Origin of the sequence: Chryseobacterium sp. KMC2, from assembly GCF_016756935.1 — a bacterium.
In the GTDB taxonomy this organism is placed as follows: Bacteria; Bacteroidota; Bacteroidia; order Flavobacteriales; family Weeksellaceae; genus Chryseobacterium; species Chryseobacterium rhizosphaerae.
On sequence record NZ_JAESIT010000016.1, the window covers coordinates 27,444 to 52,953 of the forward strand.

A 25,510-nucleotide genomic window follows, 5' to 3' on the forward strand; every position below is an offset into this window, starting at 1 on the left:
TAATGAAAAAAAACATACTTGTAATATATTATTCACAAACCGGCCAACTGGAAGATATTGTGAGAAATATTGCCAGGCCTTTTGAAGCTCAGAAGGAAGAATATCATATTACCTATTATAATATTAAGCTGAAGGAAGATTTTCCTTTCCCCTGGCCAGGTGATGTTTTTTTCAATACCTTTCCGGAGTCTTATCTTCAGATCCCTAAAGAAATACTCCCTCCATCGGAAGAAGTCCTGAATACAAAGTACGACCTCATCTTATTCGGATATCAGGTATGGTATTTAACGCCTTCTATTCCTATTATTTCATTCCTTAAAAGTGGGTATGCAGAGAAGGTTCTTAGGGATACCCCTGTGGTGACCATTTCCGGAACAAGAAATATGTGGATGCTTTCCCAGGAGAAACTTAAGGTCTATTTAAAAGACTTAAAAGCAAAACTCGTTGGAAATATAGCTCTGGTAGACAGACATGATAATTATACCAGTGTATTGACTATCTTACGATGGCTGACAACAGGCCAGAAAGAAAAGTCGGGAATTCTTCCCGCAGCCGGCATTTCTGAAGAAGAGATTACAGGGTCTGTAAAGTATGGAGAGATCATCAAAAATCACTTTAAAGATAATGATCTGGTGAATTTACAACCGGATCTGGTAAAAAACGGAGCCATTGAAATCCGTCCGTTTCTGGTACGGGTAGAAAAGGTAGGAAATAAAATTTTCACCGTATGGTCTAATCTGATTATAAAGAAAAAAGAGAAACGCCCATTGCTGATAAAATTCTTTAAGGTATATTTGATGGCAGCGATATGGATTATCTCACCAATCGTTTTGGTCTTACACCTGCTTACAACCCCTATATTTTGGTTTAAAAGACAAAAGCAAAAAAGATATTTACAAGGAATTAATTTAAAATAGAATGTACGACGTATTTATAACAAAAGCATCAACATACTTACCCAATGAGCCGGTATCGAATGATGAAATGGAGACCTATCTCGGTCTGATCAATGATGCGCCTTCTAAAGCAAGAACACTTATTTTAAGAAATAACAAAATCACAACAAGATATTACGCTTTAGATAAAGAAGGGAATCCTACGCACTCCAATGCGCAGATTACAGCAAAGGCAATCGAAGGGCTTTTTGATGAAAATTTCAAAAAGGAAGATATGAAATTATTATCTGTGGGAACTACTTCTCCGGACCAAATGCAGCCTTCACACGCTTCTATGGTTCATGGCGAGCTGAATATCGGAAAATCTATTGAGATTAATACCGCTACAGGTCTTTGTAATTCCGGGATGAATGCCCTTAACTACGGATTTCTTTCTGTAAAAGCCGGTGTACACCAAAGTGCTGTATGTGCGGGTTCTGAGAGAATGTCTGCATGGATGACTGCTGATAAATTCAACCATGAAGCTGAAAATTTAAAATTATTGGAAGAAAGACCTATCATCGCATTCAAAAGAGAGTTCCTAAGATGGATGCTTTCTGATGGGGCAGGTTCTTTCCTGTTAGAAAATAAACCCAGAGAAAATCAGATCTCTTTAAAAATAGATTTCATTGACTTCTACTCCTACGCTCATGAAATTGAAGCATGTATGTATGCAGGATGCGAAAAACAGGAAGACGGAAGTTTAAAATCATGGGCAGATTATTCATCTGACGAGTGGTTAAAGCAATCTATCTTTGCATTGAAACAAGATACTAAAATCCTGGATAAATATATTCTGGTAAAAGGAGCAGAAAGTTTAAGATCTTCTTTTGACAAACATAATTTAGATCCTGAAAAAATAGACCATGTTTTGGCCCATATTTCTTCAGGTTATTTTAAAGAAGGCTTAAAAGATGAGTTTGCGAAAAAAGGAATGGATTTCCCTTGGGAAAAATGGTTCTACAACCTTTCCGATGTCGGAAATATTGGAGCCGGTTCTATTTTCATTGCCTTGGAAGAAATCATGAATTCCGGCAAACTGAAAAAAGGAGAGAAAGTACTTCTTTGCGTTCCTGAAAGTGGAAGATTTGCCTATTCTTGTGCCTTATTAACTGTTTGCTAATGGAGAACAGACTGCCAACATCCGACAAAGATTTTGTAGAAAGCCTTATTCCACAAAGATTCCCTTTTGTAATGGTACATGAGCTTACAGAATACTCTGAAAACCATCTGATTTCCGGATTTGAAATAAAAGAAGACAACATCTTTGTTCAGAACGGAGTTTTTCAGGCTTCAGGTATGATAGAACATCAGGCACAAAGTGTTGCATTACACACAGGTTATAAATATTTCCTGCTAGGGAAAGAAGCTCCTACAGGATATATTGGAGCTATAAAATCCTTTGAAGCGGAGGTACTGCCTAAAACCGGAGATCGTCTTATCTCAGAAGTTACCATTCTTAATGAAGTAATGGGAGTAACACTTGTAGATATCGTTACCAGATTAAATGGTGATGTGATAGCAAAATCTCAAATGAAAACTGCTGTAAAATAAGTCTAATGGAAATCAGGGAAGACCAAATGATCAATATACACAACTTTCTGCCTCATCGTGAACCGATGTTGATGGCTGATCATATCTTGGAATTAACCAAAGAAAAAGTTGTGACTTCCTTTGAAATAAAAGAAGAGAATATCTTTGTTCATAACAATGAATTCGTTGAAGCCGGGCTTATTGAAAATCTGGCGCAAACCTGTTCTTCCATCCTTGGACAGAGTTTTTTCGAAAACCCTGAAGCAGATACAAAAGTGATCGGCTTTATTACCAATATCAAAAAAATTGAGGTTTTTGCCCTTCCAAAAGTAGGGGATAAAATTATTTCAAGAGCCTCGCTTGTTTCTCAGTTTGAAAACATTTGCCATATCTTCTGTGAAACTTTCAATCATGATGAATTATTAATCAGAGCTGATATCAGCCTTTTTATTCAGGAGGTCAAATCGTAATAATCAATTCAAAATAAAAACAAAAAGCTGTACCGCAACGTACAGCTTTTGTTTTTTACAGTAGTAAAATACTTATTCCCTTTCATAGCCTGCCAGGTCTCCGTTCCGATTCCGATTTCAACCGCTCAACTGGTGATATATTTTGTTTACAACGTAATAAAATTGCTAATAAAATCTGAAAAATACGGAATTAAAAAGATAATACCTTCTCCAGAACAAAACCATAAAACAATATTATTCAAATAATTACATCGTAAAAAAACCAATCCACGCTTTGATAAAAAAAATATCACACTGATGTATTTCACGTGAAACATTATATAAATCCGTGAAACCTGCATCATCACAAACAAGCTCATATGAACAATAAAAAAGTGAGACATTCCTGCCTCACTTTTTTATTATATCAATCCAAAAAGATTAGTACCCAAAGATCTCCTCAAGAGACACTTCCTGGAATTCACCCATTTTGTTGATCGATTCCATATTCAGGTTCTCCTTCTTACCGATGATCGCTGTATTATACTGTACAGGTTTCACTTCTGTATTGTAGAATCCTGTAAGCTGAGGCAGTGTCAGCCCCTGGATTTCTGCATAAGTATCTTTTCTGATATCATAATCAATACCTAATTTTTTCAGCGCAAGCTGGCTAAAGAAGATATTCGTTCTGTTTACTCTGTTAGAAGCAATCTGCTTCAGGGCAGAACCTCTTGCATTATCAAACTGTGCCGGGATTTGTGGCAATTCTGCCATCAGATCGTTCATTGCACTTACAGCCAAAGGAAGCTTATTAGACTGTGTTCCGATATAATTGGTAATATAATTTGCATGTCCTTTTTCTGATGCATTACCATAAGAAACATAGGCTGAATAGGCTAAAGATTTACTTTCTCTGATCTCCTGGAAAACAATTGAAGAAAGACCTCTTCCGAAGTATTCATTAAAGACATTTGATTTTCCAAAGTTGCTAAGGTTTACTGTACTTCCTTTTGCTACTTTAGCCATCTCCATCTGAACCATATCGTAATTGGTGAAATACACCTTTCCTGTTGTAGCTGGTTCCGTATATTCTTTAGCTTTTGCAGGCTGAAGACTTGTATTAACAACATACGGCTTCACCGCTTTCTCCAGACCTGTCTGATCCTGCCCGTAAAGGAATATCTGATAAGGATACTGATTCAGCGTTTTAATTTTTTTCATCAGCTCTGTAACATCTATACCCTCAAGACGATCTTTGGAAACAATATCCGTCATTCTTGAATCCTTACCATACTTGGCATAATTCGAAAGAGCAGCCATGATTCTCCCTTTATCTTTCTTTCCTACGGCTCTTGCCTCCAGGATCGTTTTCACAGTCTGACTGTATATTGCTTTATCTGCTTTTACATTCGTCATCCAATGATTCATCAGCTCTACTCCTTTCTTCATATTGCTTTCAAGACCGGTCAGAGTAACGATCATCTGATCATTGGAAGTTCTTATACTGTTGCTGATTCCTAATTTATAGAATTCTTCTTTTAACTGCTCGGGAGTATATTTATCTGTACCAAGATAACCAAAAACAGTTCCTGCGATAGAAAGTTCTTTATCATTATCCGTTCCGAAAGGGAAAACATAACTTACCTGAGCAATTTCATTATACTTATTTTTCACAAAGCTTACCGTCTTATCTTTGACTTGTGAGGTTTGAATCGCTGCCTTATAATCAATAAACTCAGGCTTGATTTCGGCTACTTTTGTATTTAAAATACCTTTAAGAAAAGGAGACTGAACTTCTCTGTTCAGTTTAATGGGAGTAATCCCCGGGTTTTCTACCCGTACAAGCTTATCGTTGACTCCTTTTTCTTTATAAACTACTACGTAATTATCTTTAAAAAATTCATTGGCAAACTTAACCACATCTGCTTTTGTGATCTTCTCATACTCATTGATCTCATCCAGCTCCTGCTCCCATGTTCTTCCTTTAATATAAGAACCGTAAAGCTCTGTAGCTAATCCGTCTGCTGTTTCCCAGCCTTTCATACGCTGAACTTTCTTATCATTTACAATAGCTTTGAATATCCAGTCGGGGAATTGTCCCTTTTTCACAAGATCAAGCTGATCAAGCAACAACTTTTTAGCCTCATCAAAGCTCTGTCCTTCTTTAGGAGTAACACTCAGTGCAAACAGACCATACATTTTGAATGGTGATTCATAAGCCCCTGCTCCAAGAGTCTTTTGCTTCTGATTGATATTAAGGTCAATTAATCCCGCATCACCATTGTTGCTTAAGATTTCTGCAACAACGTCTGCAAGTCTGGCTTCCTGGCTTCCGTAAGAATCTGTTCTCCATGCCATGGTCATTCTTTGGGTAGACGGGCTTTTTACAGTTCTGGAAACCACTTTTGTCATAGGTTCTTCCGTTACCATTTTTTTCATCGGAAGATCTTTGTATTTGAAAGCACCAAAATATTGATCAACTAATTTTATAGTTTTATCAAAATCAATATCTCCCACCAATACTACAGCCATATTATTAGGAACATAGTAGGTATCAAAATACTTATGAATTGCAACCATTGAAGGGCTCTTCAGGTGTTCTGAAGTTCCGATCGTTGTCTGCTGCCCGTTCGGATGTTTAGGGAAAAGGGCTTCCATTAAAGCATAGTTCACAAGACGTCCGTCATTGTCCTGAGCTCTGTTGTATTCTTCATACACGGCCTCAAGTTCTGTATGGAACAGACGCAACACCAATTCTGAAAAACGCTCTTTTTCTACTCTCAGCCATTTTTCCAGTTCGTTGGATGGGATATTGTTTTTATAAACAGTTTCATCCAACCAGGTATGGGCATTGGTACCTGTTGCTCCCAGTGAAGAGATCGCCTTGTCATATTCATTGGCAATAGCATATTTTGAAGCCTCCTGGGATACCTCATCTATCTTTTTGTAAAGTTCTTTCTTTTTCGCAGGATCTTTTTCAGCTTTATGCTGCTCGTAAAGATCAGAGATTTGCTGTAGCAAAGCCTTTTCTTTTACCCAATCCTGAGTTCCAAGATTGGATGTACCTTTGAAAACCATATGTTCAAGGTAGTGGGCCAATCCCGTATTATCACTTGGATCATTATTGGATCCTGTTCTTACAGGAATATAGGTTTGAATTCTCGGAGCATCTTCATTTTTTGCAAGATACACCTTCAGTCCGTTTTTCAAAGTATATACTCTTACACCGGCCTGATCATTCTTTACCGTTTCATAGGTATACCCTTGAGCATCCGTAAGCTTTTGTGTTTCGAATTTCTGCGCCATCGCACTTAACATGCAGAAAAGCGAAACAGAAATAAAAAATTTCTTCATAGTTGGTATTTAATAATTAATTTTTATAATCAAATTTCTCAAAAACATTAGTCTTACTATATAATACACTTGTTACAGCAAATCCATTACAAAGCAAATAATAGCACTCCATGGTTGGATAAGGTGGTATTATTTTCGATTAAAAATCAAATACTGGTATGTAGATCTAATAAAGCAGTAAGGCTAAAAGTAGACTCGATCCAACCTGATAAACAACACCCATCTATTTCCCCATACACCCTATCTTTCAAGACAATAACTCCTCAAAATTTAATATGATTTACATATAATGTATTTTCACTATTTTAGCCAACTGATTAAAAAAATCAAAACAGGTGAACCATTTTTCATCTGGAATCTAAAAAATAATATTATTTAGATGAAAAAACAAGACCTGCCCCAAGACGAAAGCAATCTGAAATCCGCGAATATGACAGAAGTTCTGTATGTAACGGATGAAAACAACAATTATACTACGGCAAACAGCACAGGCTGGGATGCAAAGAAAGCTGCTTTGGATGAATCTATGGAACTCATTTATGAAAGAATTGAGGAAGCCAAGCAAAACGTTGCCAATAATACCGTAAGTCCCATCGTTTATTTTATGGAACTGAATAAAATGGATCTTGGAGTACTTGCCTCATATGTAGGCATGTGGCAATGGAGGGTAAAAAGACATTTTAAGCCCAGAATATTTACAACACTAAGCGAAACTGCACTGAAAAAATATGCTGACGCATTTGGAATTTCAGTGGATGAATTAAAAAACTTCGATGGGAAATAAATGGAAGCAGTCTATGCAGAATTCCATTGAACCAATGAAAAAGATAAAAGCTACAAATGAAATTAAACTTTGAACACCATCAGACTGCGCATTGCGAAAACGGTGTTGCTTCTAATCTATTGCTTAATAAAGGACTGAAACTAAGTGAACCTATGATCTTCGGAATAGGTTCCGGATTATTTTTCGTGTACCTTCCCTTTTTAAAGGTGAATTTTGCGCCTGGCTTCAGCTATCGTCCGATGCCCGGTGCTATTTTCAGCAAAGCAGCCAAAAGATTGGGAATTAAAATCAAGAGAGAAAAATTCTCCAATCCTCAGGATGCTCAAAAAGCACTGGAAAAAAATCTTGAACAAAATATCCCTACAGGGCTACAGGTAGGAGTCTTCAATCTTACTTATTTCCCTGAAGAATATAAATTCCACTTCAATGCCCACAACCTTGTGGTATATGGTAAAGAAGACGGAAAATTCCTGATCAGTGATCCTGTCATGGATTATGTCACTTCGCTTTCTGAAGCCGAACTGGAAAAAGTAAGATATGCAAAGGGAGCCCTTCCCCCAAAAGGACATATGTACTACCCTATTTATGTTCCTGAAAATATCAATCTTGAAGAAGCGATAAAAAAAGGAATTAAGGATACCTGTAAAAATATGCTGGCACCGGTACCGCTTATTGGAGTAAAAGCCATGAGATGGGTAGCCAAAAGTATCCCTAAATGGGCAGAAAAGAAAGGAACGAAGGTAACCAACCATTATCTGGGGCAACTGATCAGAATGCAGGAAGAAATAGGAACCGGCGGAGGTGGTTTCAGATTTATTTATGGAGCCTTTCTTCAGGAAGCAGCAGTAATCCTCAAAAATGACCAGTTGAAAGAACTATCGCAGGAAATTACAGCGATTGGTGACCTTTGGAGAGACTTTGCCGTAGACATTGCCAGAGTGTATAAAAACAGAAATTCAAAAAGCAATATCTACAACGAGCTTTCAAAAACGATGCTTCATATTGCAGATCTGGAAGAAGCTTTCTATAAAAAACTGAGAAAAGCAATCTGATATGGCAGAGAATATGATTGAGGTTAAAAATTTATATAAAAAATACAAAAATTCCGATGAGTTTTCTGTCAATGATATCTCTTTGGATATTGGCAAAAATGAAATCTATGGAATTCTTGGACCTAATGGAGCGGGGAAGACCACTTTGATCTCCATGCTCTCGGGGCTCATCAAGCCTACTTCCGGGAAATTTCTGATCAACGGATTATCTCCTCAGAAGGATAACTCTACCATCAGACAGATCATTGGTATTGTTCCTCAGGAATACGCACTTTATCCCACTCTGACAGCAAGAGAAAATCTCATGTTTTTCGGAAGCCTGTATGGGTTAAAACATAAGCAGCTCACCCAAACCATTGATGAATCTCTGGAAATTATGGGTCTTTCAAAATTTGCCAATAAACAGGTAGGGCAGTTTTCCGGAGGAATGAAACGCCGTTGTAACCTCATCGCAGGAACACTTCATAACCCGAAAGTTTTATTTTTGGATGAACCTACGGTAGGAGTTGATGTTCAATCCAAAAAAGTGATTATTGATTTTCTTCAGGAACTGAATAAAAACGGGACTTGTATCATTTATACTTCACATCACCTTTCAGAGGCCGAAGAATTCTGTACGAAAATTGCCATCATTGATAAAGGAAAGATTCATGCAGTAGGAACCCCGGAAGAACTGGTTTCCCAAATTGCTCACGCCGAAAACCTGGAGGATGTTTTCATTTCATTAACCGGAAAAGAATTAAGAGATGTTGTTGTATAAACTGTGGAGGAGTTTTATTAAGGAAATTCTTCTCCTGAAAAGAGATATCGGAGGAATAGTCATCATTTTTGTGATGCCATTGCTTTTAATTGTTACCATTACCCTGATTCAGGATTCCACCTTTAAAAATCTTGAAGGCTCAAAAATCCCTATTATTTTTATTGACAATGATCAGTCAGAGGTTTCCAAGAGTATAAAAGGTGAGCTGGAAAACAGCAAAACATTTCAGCTGCTGACCAATTTCAACGAAAAATCTGCTCAGAAAGCAGTCTTCTCCGGAGAGTATCAGATGGCTATTGTCATTCCTGAAAATCTGACTAAAGACCTCAATGCCAATATTGATTCAAAAGTTCAGACCATTGTAAGTTCCTTTGGATTGGAAGCGGATACTGCAGCAGTCAAAAAAACGGATTCAAAAACAAAAGAAATTCACTTATACTTTGATCCTGCTACCAATGCCGGATTCAAAAATTCGGTTATGAATTCTGTCAACAAGATGGTTTTCGAAATCGAGAATAAAAAGATTTATAAAGCATTCCAGGATCAGCTGGGAACAACAGAGAATCTCAGTGAGAATAAAAATCTGATCAGCTTTAAAGAGATTACACCCAAGAAAGGAAAAATGGATGTGATGCCGAATTCCGTTCAGCATAATGTTCCTGCATGGGCTCTTTTTGCCATCTTTTTCATCGTTGTTCCGCTCTCTATCAATCTGGTAAAAGAAAAGAGCCAGGGAACCAGCGTACGGGCAAGAATAAGCCCTACTCCCTATTTCGTTCATATTTTAGGAAAAACATTTACGTATCTTATCATTTGCATCATCCAGTTTTTACTGATGGTAGCAGTAGGAATATATCTTTTCCCTTATATGGATCTTCCGGCATTTGATGTTTCCGGAAAAATGTTTCAGCTTATTACGGTAACCTTGTTTTCAGGGCTTGCAGCCATTGGATTTGGCGTTTTGCTGGGCACCATAGCGGATACCCAGGAGCAGTCGGCACCTTTTGGAGCCACTTCGGTTGTTGTGTTGGCCGCTATCGGAGGAATATGGGTTCCCGTATTTTTAATGCCTGAATTCATGCAGACCGTAGCCAAGTTCTCTCCTATGAACTGGGGACTGAATGCTTATTATGACATTATCTTAAGGAACAGCGGAATTGGGGGAATTGCTAAAGAATTAATATTTTTATTTGTATTTTACCTTGTCACCATATCCATATCCATTTTTTATGAAAGAAAACTCCATAATGTTTAAGCCAGGAGTTTCCTTACCCCACAAAAACAAAAAAAATATAGGAAGAAAACAAAAATGCAGTCTAAAGAAAACATATTAACCTGTACTGAAGAAGTAAGAGTACGGTTCAATGAGACGGATCCACTGGGAATTGTCTGGCACGGTCATTATATTGTTTATTTTGAAGATGGCAGAGAGGCTTTTGGCCGTCAGCATGGTCTTACGTATCTTGATATTCAGAAAGCAGGATTTGTAACACCTATTGTAAAAAGTACCTGTGAGCATTTTCTTCCTTTAAAATATGGTGAAACCTTCAGAATTGTCACTACATTTATCAATACGGTTTCAGCCAAGCTGATCTACAGGTATGAGCTTTTCAACCAGGAAGATAAATTGGTTTGCAGTGGAGAAACTATCCAGGTATTCCTGGACAGCGAAGGAAATTTATGTCTTTACAATCCTGAGTTTTTTCAAACCTGGAAAGATAAAATGGGATTATCATGATGAAGGAAATTTTTATTACAGATTATAATTGCGTTACTCCCCTTGGATTTAATGTAAATTCCAACTGGAGTTCACTGTTAGAAGGGAAATCAGGAGTAGCACTACATAAAATTACAGAAAATCAGGAAGCTGTTTACGCCTCTATGATTGATTCTGAAAAACTGAACGAAGAATTCAGTAAAAACTTTGAAAATCAAAGTTTCACAAGGCTGGAGAAGATGATCCTTCTAAGCTTGAAACCTTTGATAGAGAGCCATCCTGTCACAGCAGACACGGCACTTATCCTCTCCACTACAAAAGGAAATGTGAGTTTATTAAAAAATCAGACTGTTTTACCCGAAGGTGCTTACCTTGCTGTGTTAGCACAGAAAATTGCAGATTTTTTTGGGTTTAAGGCTAAGCCTATTGTTGTTTCCAACGCTTGTGTATCCGGAGTAATGGCTATCGCTGTTGCCAAAAATATGATTCAGGCAGGACAATATAAGGATGCCTTTGTGATCGCAGGAGATGAAATTACAGAATTTGTGATTTCAGGTTTTAATTCTTTCCAGGCCATTGGCACAGAACCTTGCAAGCCTTATGACAAAAACCGGAACGGAATCAATATCGGAGAAGCCGGAGCTGCGGTATATATTACCTCTTCTCCCTCTGAAACTGAGAAATTCAGATTTAAAGTGGCAGGAGACTCCGCGGTGAATGATGCCAATCATATTTCAGGACCTTCAAGAACCGGAGACGGTCTGTATGCAAGTATCAGAAATGCCATGGCAGAAGCAAAGGTTTCTTCAGAACATATTGATTTTATTTCGGCTCATGGAACAGCTACCCTGTACAATGATGAAATGGAAGCTATTGCATTCAACAGGATGGAACTTCAAAATGCTCCGCTAAACAGTATGAAAGGATATTACGGACATTGTCTTGGAGCTTCCGGATTGCTGGAAAGCATTATTTCAATGGAGAGTGCCCGCCACCATACATTACTTCCGTCTAAGAATTTTGAAGAAATGGGAATATCCCAACCCTTGAATATTATCAAAGAAAATCAGACTGCAACCATTCAATATATTTTGAAAACAGCTTCAGGATTTGGGGGATGTAATGCCGCAGTGGTATTGGAAAAATGTTAAAATGAATATGATGAAGAAAATAACTGCCTGTACCTTGGAAAATTCAAAAATAATCGTTGATGGAAACCTTATTTTTGAAAGTGAAAGCAATACATTCCCGGAATTTGCCAAAGAAGCTTATAAAAATCTGGAGCTGAACTATCCTAAGTTCCACAAAATGGACAGTCTAAGTAAACTGGCCTTCCTTGCTGCTGAAATGATATTGAAAGACGGGGATCATAGCCGGACCGCTCTGGTTCTTGCCAACAAATCATCCAGTCTTGACACTGATTTCAAATATCAGGAAAGTATTAATTCCAAGGAAAACTATTTCCCAAGTCCTGCAGTATTTGTTTACACCTTACCCAATATTTGTGTAGGTGAAATCAGCATCAAACACAAAATGCAGACGGAGAATGCTTTTTTTGTTTTGGTTGAATTTGATGAAAATTTTTTAAACAATTATTCGGAGCAGCTCCTCCGGTCCGGAAAAGCAGATAAAGTATTATGTGGCTGGGTTGAATTGTTTCAGGAAAATTACAAAGCTTTTGTATATTTGCTAACCTTATAAAAAAGTAACAATATAACAGTGTAGCAATGTAACAATTATTGGTAAACTGGTACATTGGTAAACTGATAAATGATATAATTATGGAAAACTTAAAAACTGAATTGAAGCACAAAATTATTGAAGTTCTTAACCTTGAAGATGTTTCTGTAGAAGAAATCAAAGATACAGATCCATTATTCGGAGGCGGATTGGGACTTGATTCTATCGATGCTTTGGAACTTATCGTTCTTCTTGATAAAGATTACGGAATAAAATTAGCTGATCCTAAAAAAGGAAAGGAAATTTTCCAATCTATCGATATTATGGCTCAATTTATCGAAAACAACAGAACAAAATAAACTAATACAACAATCTAACGGTGTAACAATGTACCAATAATTGGTAAACTCTTACATTGTTACAGTACTTACTAAAATGAGCCAAAAAATTGCCATAACAGGAATGGGCATCATTTCCTCTATTGGAAACAATGTGGAGGAAAATTTTATTTCACTACAATCCGGGAAGCACGGAATTTCAGATATCCAGATGTTTGAAACCCGTCATGCCGGAGCGATTAAAACAGGTGAAGTAAAGTTATCTAATGAAGAACTTATACAAAAGCTTCAGCTTGATGAAGACAATAATGTAACAAGAACTTCTTTATTAGGAATGGTTGCCGCAAAAGAAGCGATAGAAAGTGCCGGAATTTCAGAGATCAACAGATACAGAACGGGATTGATTTCTTCTACCAGTGTAGGGGGAATGGATATCACTGAAAAGTATTTCTACTCTTATGAAAACTTTCCTGAAAAGCAAAAATATATTGATGCTCATGATGCCGGAAATTCCTCATTGGCTATTGCGGGTTATCTGGGATTGAAAGGCATGGTTTCTACCATCAGTACCGCCTGTTCATCTGCAGCCAATGCCATTATGATGGGGGCCAAGCTGATTAAAAACGGAGTTTTAGACCGTGTCATCGTGGGAGGTACCGATTCTCTTTCAAAATTTACTTTGAATGGATTCAATACCCTGATGATTCTTACAGATTCTTATAATACTCCTTTTGACAATGATAGAAAAGGATTAAACTTAGGAGAGGCAGCCGCTTTTTTGGTGCTTGAATCTGAGGAAATTGTAAAAAAAGAAAATAAAAAAGTTCTTGCTTACCTTTCCGGTTATGGAAATGCTAATGATGCCCATCATCAGACAGCTTCTTCAGAAAACGGACAGGGCGCATTTCTGGCCATGCAGCAGGCTCTCAAGATCTCGGGATTAGCTAAAGAAGACATTAACTATATCAACGTTCATGGAACCGCAACTCCTAATAATGATTTATCAGAAGGAATTGCTATGATCAGAATTTTTGGGGAAAACCAGGTTCCTGAATTCAGTTCAACAAAAGCATTTACAGGACATACTCTGGCCGCCGCTGCCGGGATCGAAGCTGTTTTTTCAATCTTAGCAATGCAAAATGGTCTCATTTTTCCGAATCTTAATTTTACAACGAAAATGGCAGAGTTTGACTTAACACCTGTCACTGAACTTAAAAAGAAGGATATCAATCATGTACTTTCCAATTCATTTGGATTTGGAGGAAACTGTTCAACCTTAATATTCTCAAAATCATGAGTTCCGTTTACATCAACAGTGCATCCTGCATATCTGTTCAGGACACTTTAAACGAAAACATCCTACAGAATCTTAGTCCTGAAAGTTCAGTACAAATGCTAAAAGCGATAGAACCTAATTACAAAGAATTCATTCCTCCTGCTATGATCAGAAGAATGTCTAAAACAGTAAAAATGAGTTCCGTTGCTTCACATTATGCATTACAGGAGGCAGGAATCACACAGCCGGATGCTATTATTGTAGGAACCGGAATGGGCTGTTCTCAGGATTCTGAAAAGTTTTTGAAAAATGTAATTGATAATAATGAGGAGTTTTTAACGCCTACATTCTTTATCCAGTCTACTCATAATACAGTTTCAGGGCAAATTGCTTTAGCACTGCAATGCCATGCTTATAATTTCACCTATGTAAATACCTCTTCATCTCTGGAGTTTTCATTACTGGATGCTCAGCTTCAGATCAAAGATGGCGAAGCCGAAAATATCCTGGTAGGCTCTACCGATGAACAGACCGGCAGAACGATGGAACTCTACTGCCTGCACAACATCATTAAAAAAGAAAAAGACCTTCCTGCAGATTATTTACATTCCACAACTGATGGAGTGATCTGGGGCGAAGGAGCCAGTTTTTTTGTAGTAGGAAAAAATAAGACTGAAACTTCTTATGCAAAGCTTACAGACATTCAGATTATCAATACATTAGAACTGAATGAAACTCAGGATTTCATTCAGGATTTTCTAAAGAAAAACAATCTTTCAGCCCGTGATATCGATGCAGTTATTCTAGGTTTCAGCGGAGCTGCAACATCTGATGTTTATTATACAGAAGCTATGAATATATTTCCAGCTTCAGCTTTACTCTATTACAAACATTTGAGTGGAGAATTCAATACAGCCAGTGGTTTTTCAACTTTTTTAGCCTGTCATATTCTTAAAGAACAACAGATTCCGGAGGTAATGATGATCAACGGAAATACAAAAAGTGAAGTGAAAAACATACTTTTATATAATCATCTGGCAGGGCATGATCATAGTTTGGTATTACTGGAAAGAGTGTAATTGACAAAAAGACAAACCAACAGATAATAATACTCTTTTGTTTAGCATTCAGAGCAGGATGAGCTGAGGTGTAAAAAATCTAAACACTAATGATTTGAATTAATCAGTCCCGATTCCTCCGGAATGGCACAGTCAATGCAATAATATAAGTAATCAACAGGATAAAACAGGTTCTCATTCCCCTGTTCAATTTTAAAACAACGAACGATGAAACACTATTTCTTCATTCTATTTTACCTTTTCTGTAACGTTTTTATTTATGCGTTTCATGGAAGCTTTTGGGTATATATAGCTTGTTTTCTGGCTTTTTCTGCAGTAGTTGTTTGGGGTTCTTTCCATATTGAACTGGGATATTTCGTCAACAGTATCACCCATAAGCGGACAAGAGCTAAAGAAGTTGCCCTTACTTTCGATGATGGTCCTACGGAATTTACGCCCCAATTTTTAGATCTGTTAAAAGAACATCAGATAAAGGCCACTTTTTTCTGTATTGGAAAACAGATTGAAAAACATCCGGAAACCTTTCAGAGAATCATTGAAGAAGGTCATACCATTGGAAATCACACGCTGACTCATTCTAACTCGACAGGCTTTTTATCTGCTTCTAAAATGATTGAGGAAATTGAAAAATGCGACGACGTGATATCCAAAGTCGGAAATATAAAAACGGAGTTGTACAGACCTCCTTTCGGGGTTACCAATCCCAATATTGCAAAAGCTATTAAAAGAACCCATAAAAAGAGTATAGGTTGGAATGTCCGGTCTTTAGATACCGTTATTGATAATGAACAGAAAATTTACAGAAGAATAACGAAAGGCTTACAAAAAGGAAGTATCATCCTTCTCCATGATACATCGGAAAAGACTTACCGTGTACTGGTAGATTTATTAGTATTTTTGGAAGATAAAAAGTATGCTACTTTTACCATTGATTCAATTACAAATTCAAAGAAAAATGATTAAAAATATTGCTTTCGGAGCATTTTTATTAATATCCGGTCTCTTTTTTGCTCAAAACACAGCAATGTCCGGAGCTGAAGCAAAAGCTTTTGTCTCCAAAGTTTCCTCAGAAACCAAAGAGATCAAAACACTGCAAAGCGATTTCACCCAAACCAAAAAAATGGACTTTTTGGATAAGAACATCGTTACGTACGGAAAAATGTCATTACAGACTCCGAATATGCTGAGCTGGAAATATACAAGGCCTTATCAATACAGCATTGTATTTAAAAACAATAAGATCTTTATCAATGATCAGGGGAAAAAGTCCTCTGTAGATGCAAAGAGCAAAACATTTGAAAAGATCAATAAACTTATTGTAGGAAGCTCGAATGGAACCATGTTCAGTGATCCTGAATTCACTGTAACTTATTTTAAAAGCGGAAATTACAATATTGCGAAATTCATTCCTAAAACATCTCAGCTTTTGAAGTATATCAAGCAGATTGAACTGTATTTCCCGAAGAGCCAGTCAACGGTTTCCCAGGTTAATATGACAGAAGCCTCAGGAGATACTACCAATATTGTTTTCAAAAATACCAAGATCAATGCTTCGATTCCTGCGTCTGAGTTTAGTTTATAGCCTGATGTCAATAGGGGTTATTTCCTGTAAGTCTTATCAGCTTACGGATGTACAACCTGTTTCTGAATCAAAGAAAACTGTGGAGAATCTTTACTTTTCTTCTCCTGAAGATTATGTGTACAAGTGCCAGATGGACATTTACAAAAATCATGTAAGCGGCATTCTGATCATCAAAAAACTGAGTGAGACGACACACCGTGTCGCTTTAACTTCAGATTTTGGAAATAAGCTGATTGATTTTGAGATTTCACAGGATGATTTTAAACTGAATTATGTTCTTCCGGATCTCGACAAAAAAGTGGTCATCAATTTTCTAAAAAACGACTTTCGGGAACTTTTGAAAAAGCAATATCCAATCCATGAAAGTTTTGAGAATAAAGACGCCAGAATTTACCTGTCAAAAAACGATCATAAAGGTTATTATTTATTTTTCAATAAAGAAAGCGGATTGCTGAAAAAAATCATCTATACCAGGAATAATAAAGAAAAAATCGATTTTACTTTTGAGGCAAAAAAGCATATCTTCGCGGACAGCCTAAACCTGCAGCACAAGGATTTTAGGATCAATATAAAACTAGTTCAAATAACCGAGACGGAATCAGATTAACCTCATGAAAAAATTATATTTCTTATTTATTGGACTCCTTTCAGGGTTGTCTTTTGCACAGGTAACTTTCAACCCGGGAATAAGATTGGGAGCCAATATTTCACACCTTTCTGACGGCCAGACTAACTATTGGTACAATGATAACCAAAGCTACTATCAGTACGGAGCCGATAAGTTTGATATAAAGTCAAAAGTCGACTTTTATATCGGTTTTCAGGCCAATATACGTTTCGCTAAGTTCTATGCTCTTCAACCGGAACTTTATTATACCCGCCAGGGCGCTAAGTTTGAAAGCGAAAACCCCGGTGTAGAAACAAAAACAGTCGATCTTTCTTATGTGGGTGCGGCAGTCGTCAATAAATTTTATTTTGATAAATTTAATATCCATTTCGGACCCACTTTAGAGCTTCTTACCGATAGCAAAAACATCCCTTCCCCTATTGGTGTAGATTTAGGAATATTACTCGGTGCCGGATACGACATCACAAAAAATATCGGAGTAGAAGCCCGAATCAAAAAAGGATTTGTGCATGTATATAACGATCACACCAATGTAACATTCCAGACTGGAGTTTATTATACTTTTAATCTTAAAAAATAAGATCATGCAGACCATTCTTACAGATTTTTATACATTACAGTCATACGAAAAAACAGAAAACGGAAGTTTTATTGCTGATATCAGCTTAAACAAAGACCATGATATTTTCAAGGGACATTTTCCGGGAAACCCTGTGACACCCGGAGTATGTATGATGCAGATTGTAAAGGAACTCACTGAAGAATTTGTGGGTTCAAAATTATTTTTAAAAACAGCATCCAACGTTAAATTCATGGCAATTATCAATCCTTTTGAGACTCCTGATTTAAAACTTCAGCTGGATATTGATGAAAACGGAGAAGATGTTAAAGTAAAAAATATCACTTCTTTTGGCGAGACTATTGCATTAAAGATGTCTGTAAGCTATAAAAAATTGACGTCATGAAACTTATTTTATCCTTCTTAGCGGCATTTATTTTTTTCTTCCAGTCTGATCTGGAAACGGTGAGAAACAGCTATGCTAAAGCCAACGAATCTAATGCCAATACCCAAAATTTTATTGATACTGCAGAAAAGCAATCCGGCTCTGATGCGGTAACTTTAGGATATAAGGCGGCAGCTAAAATCATGGAAGCTAAAGTTTCTAAAGGAAATAAAAAATCTTTGGTAAAAACTGGAGCAACAAGTCTTGAAAGCATCATCAAAAGCAATCCTAATAATGCAGAACTGCGTCTGATCAGATTAAGCGTTCAGGAAAACATTCCAAAAATAGTAGGATACCGCGGCAGTCTGAAAGAAGACAAAACCTTCCTTCTGAATAATTACAGCAAACAGAATACAGCCCTGAAAAACTATATCAAAAGGTTTGCTATGCAGTCTAAAACCATTACCGGAGCAGAAAGAGCCACTTTAAAATAAAACCATGTCCCTTGCTGAAGTACAAAATGCAATTTCCGAAAAGAAGATCTGCATTTTAATACCTACCTACAATAATGAAAAAACTCTGAAAAGGGTAATTGACGGCGTTCTCAGCTACACCGGAAGTATTATTATTGTCAATGACGGTTCTACCGATTCTACACCGAATATCCTTTCTCAATATCCTGAATTAACTGTCATCACCTTACCTCAGAACAAAGGCAAGGGGAACGCATTAAAAACAGGTTTCAGAAAGGCTAAAGAATCAGGATACCATTATGCCATCACCATCGACTCAGACGGACAGCACTATCCGGATGATATTCCGGTATTTGTAGAAGCGCTACTTCAGGAAAAAGAAGATATATTACTCATCGGGAACAGAAATATGTCTCAGGACGGTATTCCTAAGAAAAGTAGTTTTGGAAACCGTTTTTCCAATTTTTGGTTTTGGTTTGAGACCGGAATTAAACTGGAAGATACCCAATCCGGTTACAGGCTTTATCCCTTACATAAAATTCCAAAGAAATACTTTACTCCCAAATTTGAATTTGAGATTGAAATCATTGTAAGAACCGCATGGAGACATGTTCCGGTAAAGAATGTCCCTATAAAAGTTCTGTATGACCCTGCTGAGCGGGTTTCCCATTTCAGACCGTTCAAGGATTTCACAAGAATCAGTATCCTGAATACAATTCTGGTGACGATTACCCTGATCTACATTATTCCACGAAACTTCATTAATAATTTCAAAAAAAAAAGTTTTAAAAGATTCATTCAGGAAGATGTCTTAGAAAGCGATGGAAGCAACCGTACAAAAGCTTTTTCCATTGCACTTGGAGTCTTCATCGGGCTTTCTCCTTTTTGGGGGTTCCAGACCCTTCTTGTAATTAGCTTATCGGTTCTTTTCAAATTGAATAAAGTTCTTGCATTCATCGCTTCCAATGTGAGCCTCCCTCCCTTTATTCCTTTAATCATTGCCGCGTCTTTATTTCTGGGCGCCCCATTTGTAGAGGGTGACAGCAATATCCTAAACCAGGATTTAAACTTTGAACTGATCAAGAATAATCTCCTTCAATATGTCATCGGGAGTTTTATCTTAAGCACAGCATTATCTGCCATCTCAGGAATAATCACTTTCCTGTTTCTGAGCAAACTGAATCCGGAGTCCTAAATAAAAAAATAAAGCCCCAAAATATAATATTTCAGGGCTGTTTACAGTATAGTATTTTGTTCTATTTTGAAACAATAATCTTCTGCGAATAATCAATTGCGTTATTTTTGATTTTTACGATATATACTCCGTTGATCAACCTATCAGCACTGATTTCAGTCTGCTTATTAAGATTGATATTTTCCGTAGTCATCAGTTTTCCTGTAAAATCATAAACAGACACGGTAGTGATTCCTGATACGTTCATTCCATCAGGTATTCTTATTGTAAATTCACTTTTTACCGGGTTTGGATAGATAGAAATACCTTTAGAAGCAGAAGCTTCTTTTACCGCAAGGGTGCCACATTCTGCAGGTACTGTAAAATCTTCTACCTGATCGCTTAGATCTGGTGCAGGCTGGTCACTTCCTGGCCAACTTCCCTTGAGTCCCCCTGATGCTGCATTCACTCCTAATCCTCGTTTTGCAAATGTTTTCCAGATGATACATTTATCTGCTCCGTTTGTTTTTGCCTGATCCGCTGCCAGAATAGCATTTCTTCCTGTTACAAAAGTAGGATAACATGGCTGTAATTTAAGTGCATCTACTACAAGCTGCAGTACTCTCGCACTTCCACTGTTAGGATTATCCAAAACATTACTGCTATACCCATATTTTTCTACATAATTCCAATGAAGATCCCAGAGCATGGTGGCCCATACAAACCCTACGCTATGAGAATTAACTCTTGTAATTGGGTTCCCAAAGTTATCCGTATCATTATACTTCATCCCGTTTGTTTTTCCATACGTAAAATCATTTATTGTAAATTCTGGTGAATATTTCTTAGGCCTTATTCCAACCGCATCCGTAGGATCTCCTTCAGCAAAAGTTCCCATTCCTCTAGGTACAGAAGCATTATCTCCCGGTCTATTGGTTAGCATTAACGCAAAAAAATCTGACCAACCCTCACCCATTTGTTCATTATCAACTGTATAATTTAAGCAGCTCACAGTTGTCCCTGTAAGACGGGCCGAAATACCATGCCCATACTCATGGGTAACAATCCCATTATCTAAGCTTCCGTCTTTATAAATATAGTTCGGCTTATCATATTTTAATGTTCCATTTACAGCAGTAGATGCTAATTGATTTATAATAGCAACGCCTTCAGCATTATCTACAAGTATAGAAGGAATCGTAATGGTAGCATCTGATCCTCCCATCTGGGTTGTAAGTGGTACTGATGTTGGTGCATTATAAATAATAGCTCCCACGGCTCCTTTTAACTGGGCATTTTTAACTTTAACAGCAAAATTACAAGTCCCACGTTGGATTAAAGCAATTTTTCCAGTTAGATCTTCAGAAATAGCAGTACAGCCATCAGTGGGCGTTGTGGCTGCAATATTTGCAGTAATTCCTGTTGCTGTAAGCTTTGGACCAAAACCCGCTGTTTTAGAATTGGGACCTCGTGATGTAAATGTAGCAGGTGAGTTATAAAACAGGTTTTGCATGTTTTTAGGTTCATATAAATACATCTGCATTCTAGGCTCAAAGCCATCATTACGTGTACTGAAGTTAGCATTATTATAGCCTGTTCCATCTCTGGCTTCTGCCAGAACAGCATCATTACCAGCACCTCCTTTCCCAAAGTTACTGGTTTGAAAGTTTTTGGCAGATTCTGTAAATCCGAACCTATAAAATACATCATGGATCTTATTATTCAGATAAAATAAGTTGGTCACTGCTGCCGACGTATAATTTTGTGGTGGTAATGTTATATCCAATGGATAATCAAAAATTCTGCCTGCTCCTGCATCCGGTGAAAATTGTGGGGTGTTGGTAGCATTTTCATCAGTATAGGCATACACATTATTTCCTCTTGTATTCGTATAGTGATTTGTTTCATCAGAATGCCACCCTTCAGGAGATGCTATTAGATCCCATGGATTCGTAATCAATGCTCTGTTCCCAAAAGTAGGCGCTTCAACAGGTAAAGGAAATACATTATAAGAAGCATTATCCGGAGCTAAAACAAAGTTCGCATGCTGAGGCATTGTATGCTGCAATTGTGGAAACAAGCTTGGCATAATATGTTCTGTATAAGAATGTTCATAAGCACCGGAATGGAAATTACAGGAAAGCGTCAGATTTTCTTTGTATAGTACAGAGCCATCTTCAGCACTGATAATAACCATCCAGCTATTATGAGTTCCTTTTTCCTGAATATCAAACTCATATCCGAGGATCAGGCTCCCATTTTTTTCAAAATAAACTGTGGTAGCCTTAATAGGTTCGTCTTTTCCATCCCTATTTTTGGAAGTAGGATTTCCATTTATTTTTTTTGTAGCAGCTACAATAAGAGCATCTTTATCGGCTCTTTCTTTTCCTTTAATAGAAGATGGCGAAATTTTTATGAAAGTATCAGCAAAGCTCAATACCTTACCTTCTCTAATCAACACATTGGCAGAACTTCCAAATATAGGAATACCGTTAATCGTTTGTTGTATGCCTACCACATCCCCTTTTAAACTTTCTGAAGGGTCAACATTCACTATTTTAAATGTTTTCAGCTCAGGGTTTACCCTTAGAAATGATCCTTTTGCAGAATTCATATACTCTTTTATCACCTGTTCCTGATTTTGAGCAAAAATCACTCCTGCAGGCAGCAGAGAAGATAAAAGCAGAAATTTAATAGTCAATCTAATTTTTTTCATATTTAAATGTTTTTTACAGAATCTAATGTAGACACATACAACACAAAAACACAACAAAAAAGACTTTTTTTAATTAATTCATAACCAACTCGGCAAAAATGGAAAATAAAATTTAAATTTTTCGTTAAAATGAATATTTAATTGTTTTTTATGATAGTGGATGCAAAAAAAGATATCCCCTAAGAGATTAATTGACGGTGTTCTCAGCTACACCGGAAGTATTATTGTCAATGATGGCACTGCATGATCTGCACTCTCAGTAATAATCACTTTCCTGTTTCCGAGCAAACTGAATCCGGAGTCCTAAATAAAAAATAAAGCCCTGAAATATTATATTTCAGGGCTGTTTACAGTATAGTATTTTGTTCTATTTTGAAACAATAATCTTCTGTGAATAATCAATTGCGTTATTTTTGATTTTTACGATATATACTCCGTTGATCAACTTATCAGCACTGATTTTAGTCTGCTTATTAAGATTGATATTTTCCGTAGTCATCAGTTTTCCTGTAAAATCATAAATAGACACGGTAGTGATTCCTGATACGTTCATTCCATCAGGTATTCTTATCGTAAATTCACTTTTTACCGGGTTAGGATAAATAGAGATACCTTTAGAAGCAGAAGCTTCTTTTACCGCAAGGTTGGCACATTCTGCAGGTACTGTAAAATCTTCTACCTGATCATTGATATCCGGTAAAGGTTGATTAGCCCCAATCACCAAGCCGTTAAGAGTACCTGCCGATGCATTCACCCCTAATCCTCTTTTAGCAAATACACTCCAGATCATACATTTATTCTCTCCATTGGTTGTGGCCTGATCGGCTGCCAGAATAGCATCTCTTCCCTGTGCAAAGGTAGGATTACACTGCTGTAATTTAAGAGCATCCATTACCAGCTGAAGAACTTTTGCACTTCCACTGTTAGGATCAGCTAACACATCACTGCTGTATCCATATTTCTCAACATATTTCCAGTTAAGATCCCATAGCATGGAAGCCCATATAAATCCGATACTATGAACATCCGGTACCGTAATTGCAATTCCAGAGATACTGGCATTAACCTTCATCCCATTGGTACGTCCATAGGTATAGTTATTGATTGCAAAATCCGGAGAATACTTGGCTGGTCTTATCCCTGCTCCGGTTGTTGTTTCTCCTGAAGAGAATGTTCCCACACCTCTTGCTATAGAAGCATTATCTCCCGGCTTTGTAGTTAACATCAATGCAAAGAAATCAGACCATCCTTCTCCCATTTGCTCGTTGGATGTGAAATAAGATAGACAAGAGCTTCCTGTTCCTGTAAGGCGGTTAGAAATTCCATGTCCATATTCATGACTGATAATACCATTATCTAAACTTGCATCTCTATAAACGGCCTCTGTCTTCAATGTAGCGTTACCTACAATACCATTATTCAAATCATTGACTAAAAACTGCCCTTCTGATTTTCCAACCATAATGGTAGGAATTGTAACGGTATTATCAGTTCCTCCAAGACCTACCGGCTGATCACTGCTTGGATGGTATTGTATAACCCCTACTGCTCCTGCATTTTGAAGATTTTTTGTTTTAACGGAAAAATTACATCCTGCCGCACTTACTACAGCTATTTTCCCTGTAAGACTTCCTGCTGTTACAGCAGTACAGGCATCAGCCGGTACGGAAAGAGCTAAATCACCGGTTACCGGTGTTCCACCGATAAGCTGTGGACCGAAATTAGCCGTTCCGGCTGCCGGTGTTCTTGCTATATAATTGGTAGGTGCATTATAATAAAGGTATCTTGCTCCATTGGGAACAAAAAGATACATCTGCATTCTTCCGCTGGTTCCGTCAACTCCCGGATTAAAGTTAGCATTATTCAGACCACTGCCGTCTCTTGATTCTGCCAAAACAGGGTCATTTTCGGCACCTCCTTTTCCAAAATTATTTTTCTGATAGTTTCTCGCAGTCTCTGTAAATCCGAATTTATAAAATACATCATGCATTTTATTGCTAACGTAAAACAGGTTTGTAACCGCTGCAGAGGTATAGTTTTGTTGCATTAATGTCACGTCCACCGGGAAATCAAAAGCTCGTGCAGCTCCTCCGTCAGGGGAAAACTGTGGGGCGTTTGTATTAGCTTCATCAGTGTAGGCAAAGGCATTATTACCTCTTGTAATGGTATAATGATTAGTCCCGTCAGAATGCCATCCCTCAGGAGAGGCTGTCAGATCCCAAGGGTTGGTAAGCAGTGTTCTGCCACCAAAAGTAGGCGCCTCAACTGGAAATGCGAATACGTTATAAGATGCATTATCAGGAGCTAAAACAAAATTGGTCTGCTGTTTCGAAACTCCTGCCATGTGAAGCGGAGCTCCCACAGGCTGAATAGCTGGAGCCGCCGGAGACAAGCTTTGAGGCAGCTGTTCAAATGCATCTGTATGGAAATCACAGGAAAGCGTTGTATTCTCCTGGTATAGAACAGAACCGTCTTCTGTGCTTACAACAATATTCCATACGTTGCTTGTCGCTTTTTCTTCAATATAAAACTGATATCCAAGTAGTAAATCCCCTCCTTTTGCAAAATAAACCGCATTGGCTTTTATTGGCTCTTCTTTTCCTTCGCTATTCTTTACTGTTTGGAGACCATTAAACTTTTTAGCTGTTTCTGCAATAAAAGTATCTTTTTTGGAGCTTTCGCTTCCCCTGATCCCTGCAATGTTTTTAACAAAAGTATCCGCAAAGCTCAACACCTTACCTTCTCTTACCAAAACATTTGCCGAGCTTCCAAATACGGGAATACCATTTACGGTTTGCTGTATTCCTACAACATCACCTTTCAAACTAGTAGACGGATCTACATTGATTACTTTAAAAGTTTTAAGTTTTTCATCAACTCTTTGGAAAGAGCCTTTTTCAGAATTAACATAATCTTTTATTACTTGTTCATACTTCTGAGCAGAAACTGCTCCAAAGCCAAAAAAAGAACAAAGCAATAAAAACTTAACACTAAGTCGAATTTTTTTCATTGATTTTACTTTTTAACCGATGTTAA

At 37.4% G+C, this 25,510-nt stretch carries 24 protein-coding genes; 21 read left to right on the forward strand and 3 right to left on the reverse strand.

Translation table 11 applies throughout. The features are described 5' to 3' along the window. Positions 1 to 2 precede the first annotated feature (2 nt). From JML65_RS17450 to JML65_RS17465, 4 genes are read left to right on the forward strand one after another with little or no spacing between them, the layout of a single operon-like run. Positions 3 to 917: a dialkylrecorsinol condensing enzyme DarA gene (locus tag JML65_RS17450; RefSeq protein ID WP_202271570.1), complete on the forward strand. Its 915-nt coding sequence runs from the start codon at positions 3 to 5 to the stop codon at positions 915 to 917. 1 nt (position 918) lies between these two features. Next, positions 919 to 2,058 (forward strand): beta-ketoacyl-ACP synthase III, encoded by a 1,140-nt coding sequence (locus JML65_RS17455; protein WP_047492497.1) that lies wholly within the window; start codon positions 919 to 921, stop codon positions 2,056 to 2,058. Beyond that, on the forward strand, positions 2,058 to 2,489 hold the full coding sequence (locus JML65_RS17460; RefSeq protein WP_084087119.1) for a hypothetical protein: 432 nt from the start codon (positions 2,058 to 2,060) through the stop codon (positions 2,487 to 2,489). Before JML65_RS17455 ends, JML65_RS17460 begins: the two co-directional genes overlap by 1 nt. Positions 2,490 to 2,494: 5 nt before the next feature. Further along, positions 2,495 to 2,938 carry an ABC transporter permease gene (locus JML65_RS17465; protein ID WP_047492491.1) on the forward strand — a complete coding sequence of 148 codons (444 nt, stop codon included), beginning with the start codon at positions 2,495 to 2,497 and terminating at the stop codon, positions 2,936 to 2,938. A 420-nt stretch (positions 2,939 to 3,358) separates the two neighbouring features. Here JML65_RS17465 and JML65_RS17470 read toward each other — a convergent pair whose 3' ends face one another. Beyond that, complete coding sequence (locus JML65_RS17470) at positions 3,359 to 6,271, reverse strand: M16 family metallopeptidase (protein ID WP_084087117.1); 2,913 nt, start codon at positions 6,269 to 6,271, stop codon at positions 3,359 to 3,361. A 379-nt stretch (positions 6,272 to 6,650) separates the two neighbouring features. Between JML65_RS17470 and JML65_RS17475 the strand changes: the two genes are divergently transcribed. The 17 genes from JML65_RS17475 (at position 6,651) to JML65_RS17555 (ending at position 19,779) form a co-directional block, all read left to right on the forward strand. Then, on the forward strand, positions 6,651 to 7,055 hold the full coding sequence (locus JML65_RS17475; protein WP_084087115.1) for a hypothetical protein: 405 nt from the start codon (positions 6,651 to 6,653) through the stop codon (positions 7,053 to 7,055). Between the two features lie 56 nt (positions 7,056 to 7,111). Continuing rightward, entirely contained in the window at positions 7,112 to 8,107 is a 996-nt protein-coding gene (locus JML65_RS17480) for a BtrH N-terminal domain-containing protein (protein ID WP_047492484.1), read from the forward strand. Between the two features lies 1 nt (position 8,108). Next, a complete protein-coding gene (locus tag JML65_RS17485) occupies positions 8,109 to 8,867 on the forward strand; it encodes an ABC transporter ATP-binding protein (RefSeq protein WP_202271571.1) in 759 nt (252 codons plus the stop codon). Beyond that, positions 8,854 to 10,122 carry an ABC transporter permease gene (locus JML65_RS17490; RefSeq protein WP_202271572.1) on the forward strand — a complete coding sequence of 423 codons (1,269 nt, stop codon included), beginning with the start codon at positions 8,854 to 8,856 and terminating at the stop codon, positions 10,120 to 10,122. The genes JML65_RS17485 and JML65_RS17490 overlap by 14 nt, the downstream gene beginning before the upstream one ends. A gap of 54 nt (positions 10,123 to 10,176) precedes the next feature. Next, a complete protein-coding gene (locus tag JML65_RS17495) occupies positions 10,177 to 10,605 on the forward strand; it encodes an acyl-CoA thioesterase (RefSeq protein ID WP_047492471.1) in 429 nt (142 codons plus the stop codon). After that, positions 10,602 to 11,735: a beta-ketoacyl synthase N-terminal-like domain-containing protein gene (locus JML65_RS17500; protein ID WP_202271573.1), complete on the forward strand. Its 1,134-nt coding sequence runs from the start codon at positions 10,602 to 10,604 to the stop codon at positions 11,733 to 11,735. Before JML65_RS17495 ends, JML65_RS17500 begins: the two co-directional genes overlap by 4 nt. Before the next feature lie 10 nt (positions 11,736 to 11,745). Continuing rightward, a complete protein-coding gene (locus JML65_RS17505; protein ID WP_202271611.1) occupies positions 11,746 to 12,285 on the forward strand; it encodes a 3-oxoacyl-ACP synthase in 540 nt (179 codons plus the stop codon). Between the two features lie 80 nt (positions 12,286 to 12,365). After that, positions 12,366 to 12,623 (forward strand): phosphopantetheine-binding protein, encoded by a 258-nt coding sequence (locus tag JML65_RS17510; RefSeq protein WP_047492465.1) that lies wholly within the window; start codon positions 12,366 to 12,368, stop codon positions 12,621 to 12,623. 76 nt (positions 12,624 to 12,699) lie between these two features. After that, complete coding sequence (locus JML65_RS17515; RefSeq protein ID WP_202271574.1) at positions 12,700 to 13,899, forward strand: beta-ketoacyl-[acyl-carrier-protein] synthase family protein; 1,200 nt, start codon at positions 12,700 to 12,702, stop codon at positions 13,897 to 13,899. Further along, positions 13,896 to 14,957: a beta-ketoacyl synthase N-terminal-like domain-containing protein gene (locus tag JML65_RS17520; RefSeq protein WP_202271575.1), complete on the forward strand. Its 1,062-nt coding sequence runs from the start codon at positions 13,896 to 13,898 to the stop codon at positions 14,955 to 14,957. Before JML65_RS17515 ends, JML65_RS17520 begins: the two co-directional genes overlap by 4 nt. 207 nt (positions 14,958 to 15,164) lie before the next feature. Next, positions 15,165 to 15,920 carry a polysaccharide deacetylase family protein gene (locus tag JML65_RS17525; RefSeq protein WP_202271576.1) on the forward strand — a complete coding sequence of 252 codons (756 nt, stop codon included), beginning with the start codon at positions 15,165 to 15,167 and terminating at the stop codon, positions 15,918 to 15,920. Next, positions 15,913 to 16,539 (forward strand): LolA family protein, encoded by a 627-nt coding sequence (locus tag JML65_RS17530; protein ID WP_202271577.1) that lies wholly within the window; start codon positions 15,913 to 15,915, stop codon positions 16,537 to 16,539. Before JML65_RS17525 ends, JML65_RS17530 begins: the two co-directional genes overlap by 8 nt. After that, on the forward strand, positions 16,505 to 17,146 hold the full coding sequence (locus JML65_RS17535) for a hypothetical protein (RefSeq protein ID WP_202271578.1): 642 nt from the start codon (positions 16,505 to 16,507) through the stop codon (positions 17,144 to 17,146). Before JML65_RS17530 ends, JML65_RS17535 begins: the two co-directional genes overlap by 35 nt. A 4-nt stretch (positions 17,147 to 17,150) precedes the next feature. Next, positions 17,151 to 17,747 (forward strand): outer membrane beta-barrel protein, encoded by a 597-nt coding sequence (locus tag JML65_RS17540; protein ID WP_202271579.1) that lies wholly within the window; start codon positions 17,151 to 17,153, stop codon positions 17,745 to 17,747. A 4-nt stretch (positions 17,748 to 17,751) separates the two neighbouring features. Next, positions 17,752 to 18,132, forward strand: a complete 381-nt coding sequence (locus tag JML65_RS17545; RefSeq protein ID WP_081989131.1) for a 3-hydroxyacyl-ACP dehydratase — start codon at positions 17,752 to 17,754, stop codon at positions 18,130 to 18,132. Next, a complete protein-coding gene (locus JML65_RS17550; protein ID WP_202271580.1) occupies positions 18,129 to 18,605 on the forward strand; it encodes a hypothetical protein in 477 nt (158 codons plus the stop codon). Before JML65_RS17545 ends, JML65_RS17550 begins: the two co-directional genes overlap by 4 nt. A gap of 4 nt (positions 18,606 to 18,609) precedes the next feature. Continuing rightward, entirely contained in the window at positions 18,610 to 19,779 is a 1,170-nt protein-coding gene (locus tag JML65_RS17555; RefSeq protein WP_202271581.1) for a DUF2062 domain-containing protein, read from the forward strand. Positions 19,780 to 19,840: 61 nt separating this feature from the next. Here the strand turns inward: JML65_RS17555 and JML65_RS17560 are convergent, their stop codons facing one another. Beyond that, positions 19,841 to 22,474 (reverse strand): T9SS-dependent M36 family metallopeptidase, encoded by a 2,634-nt coding sequence (locus JML65_RS17560; RefSeq protein ID WP_202271582.1) that lies wholly within the window; start codon positions 22,472 to 22,474, stop codon positions 19,841 to 19,843. A 367-nt stretch (positions 22,475 to 22,841) separates the two neighbouring features. Continuing rightward, on the reverse strand, positions 22,842 to 25,484 hold the full coding sequence (locus JML65_RS17565) for a T9SS-dependent M36 family metallopeptidase (protein WP_202271583.1): 2,643 nt from the start codon (positions 25,482 to 25,484) through the stop codon (positions 22,842 to 22,844). Between the last annotated feature and the right edge of the window lie 26 nt (positions 25,485 to 25,510).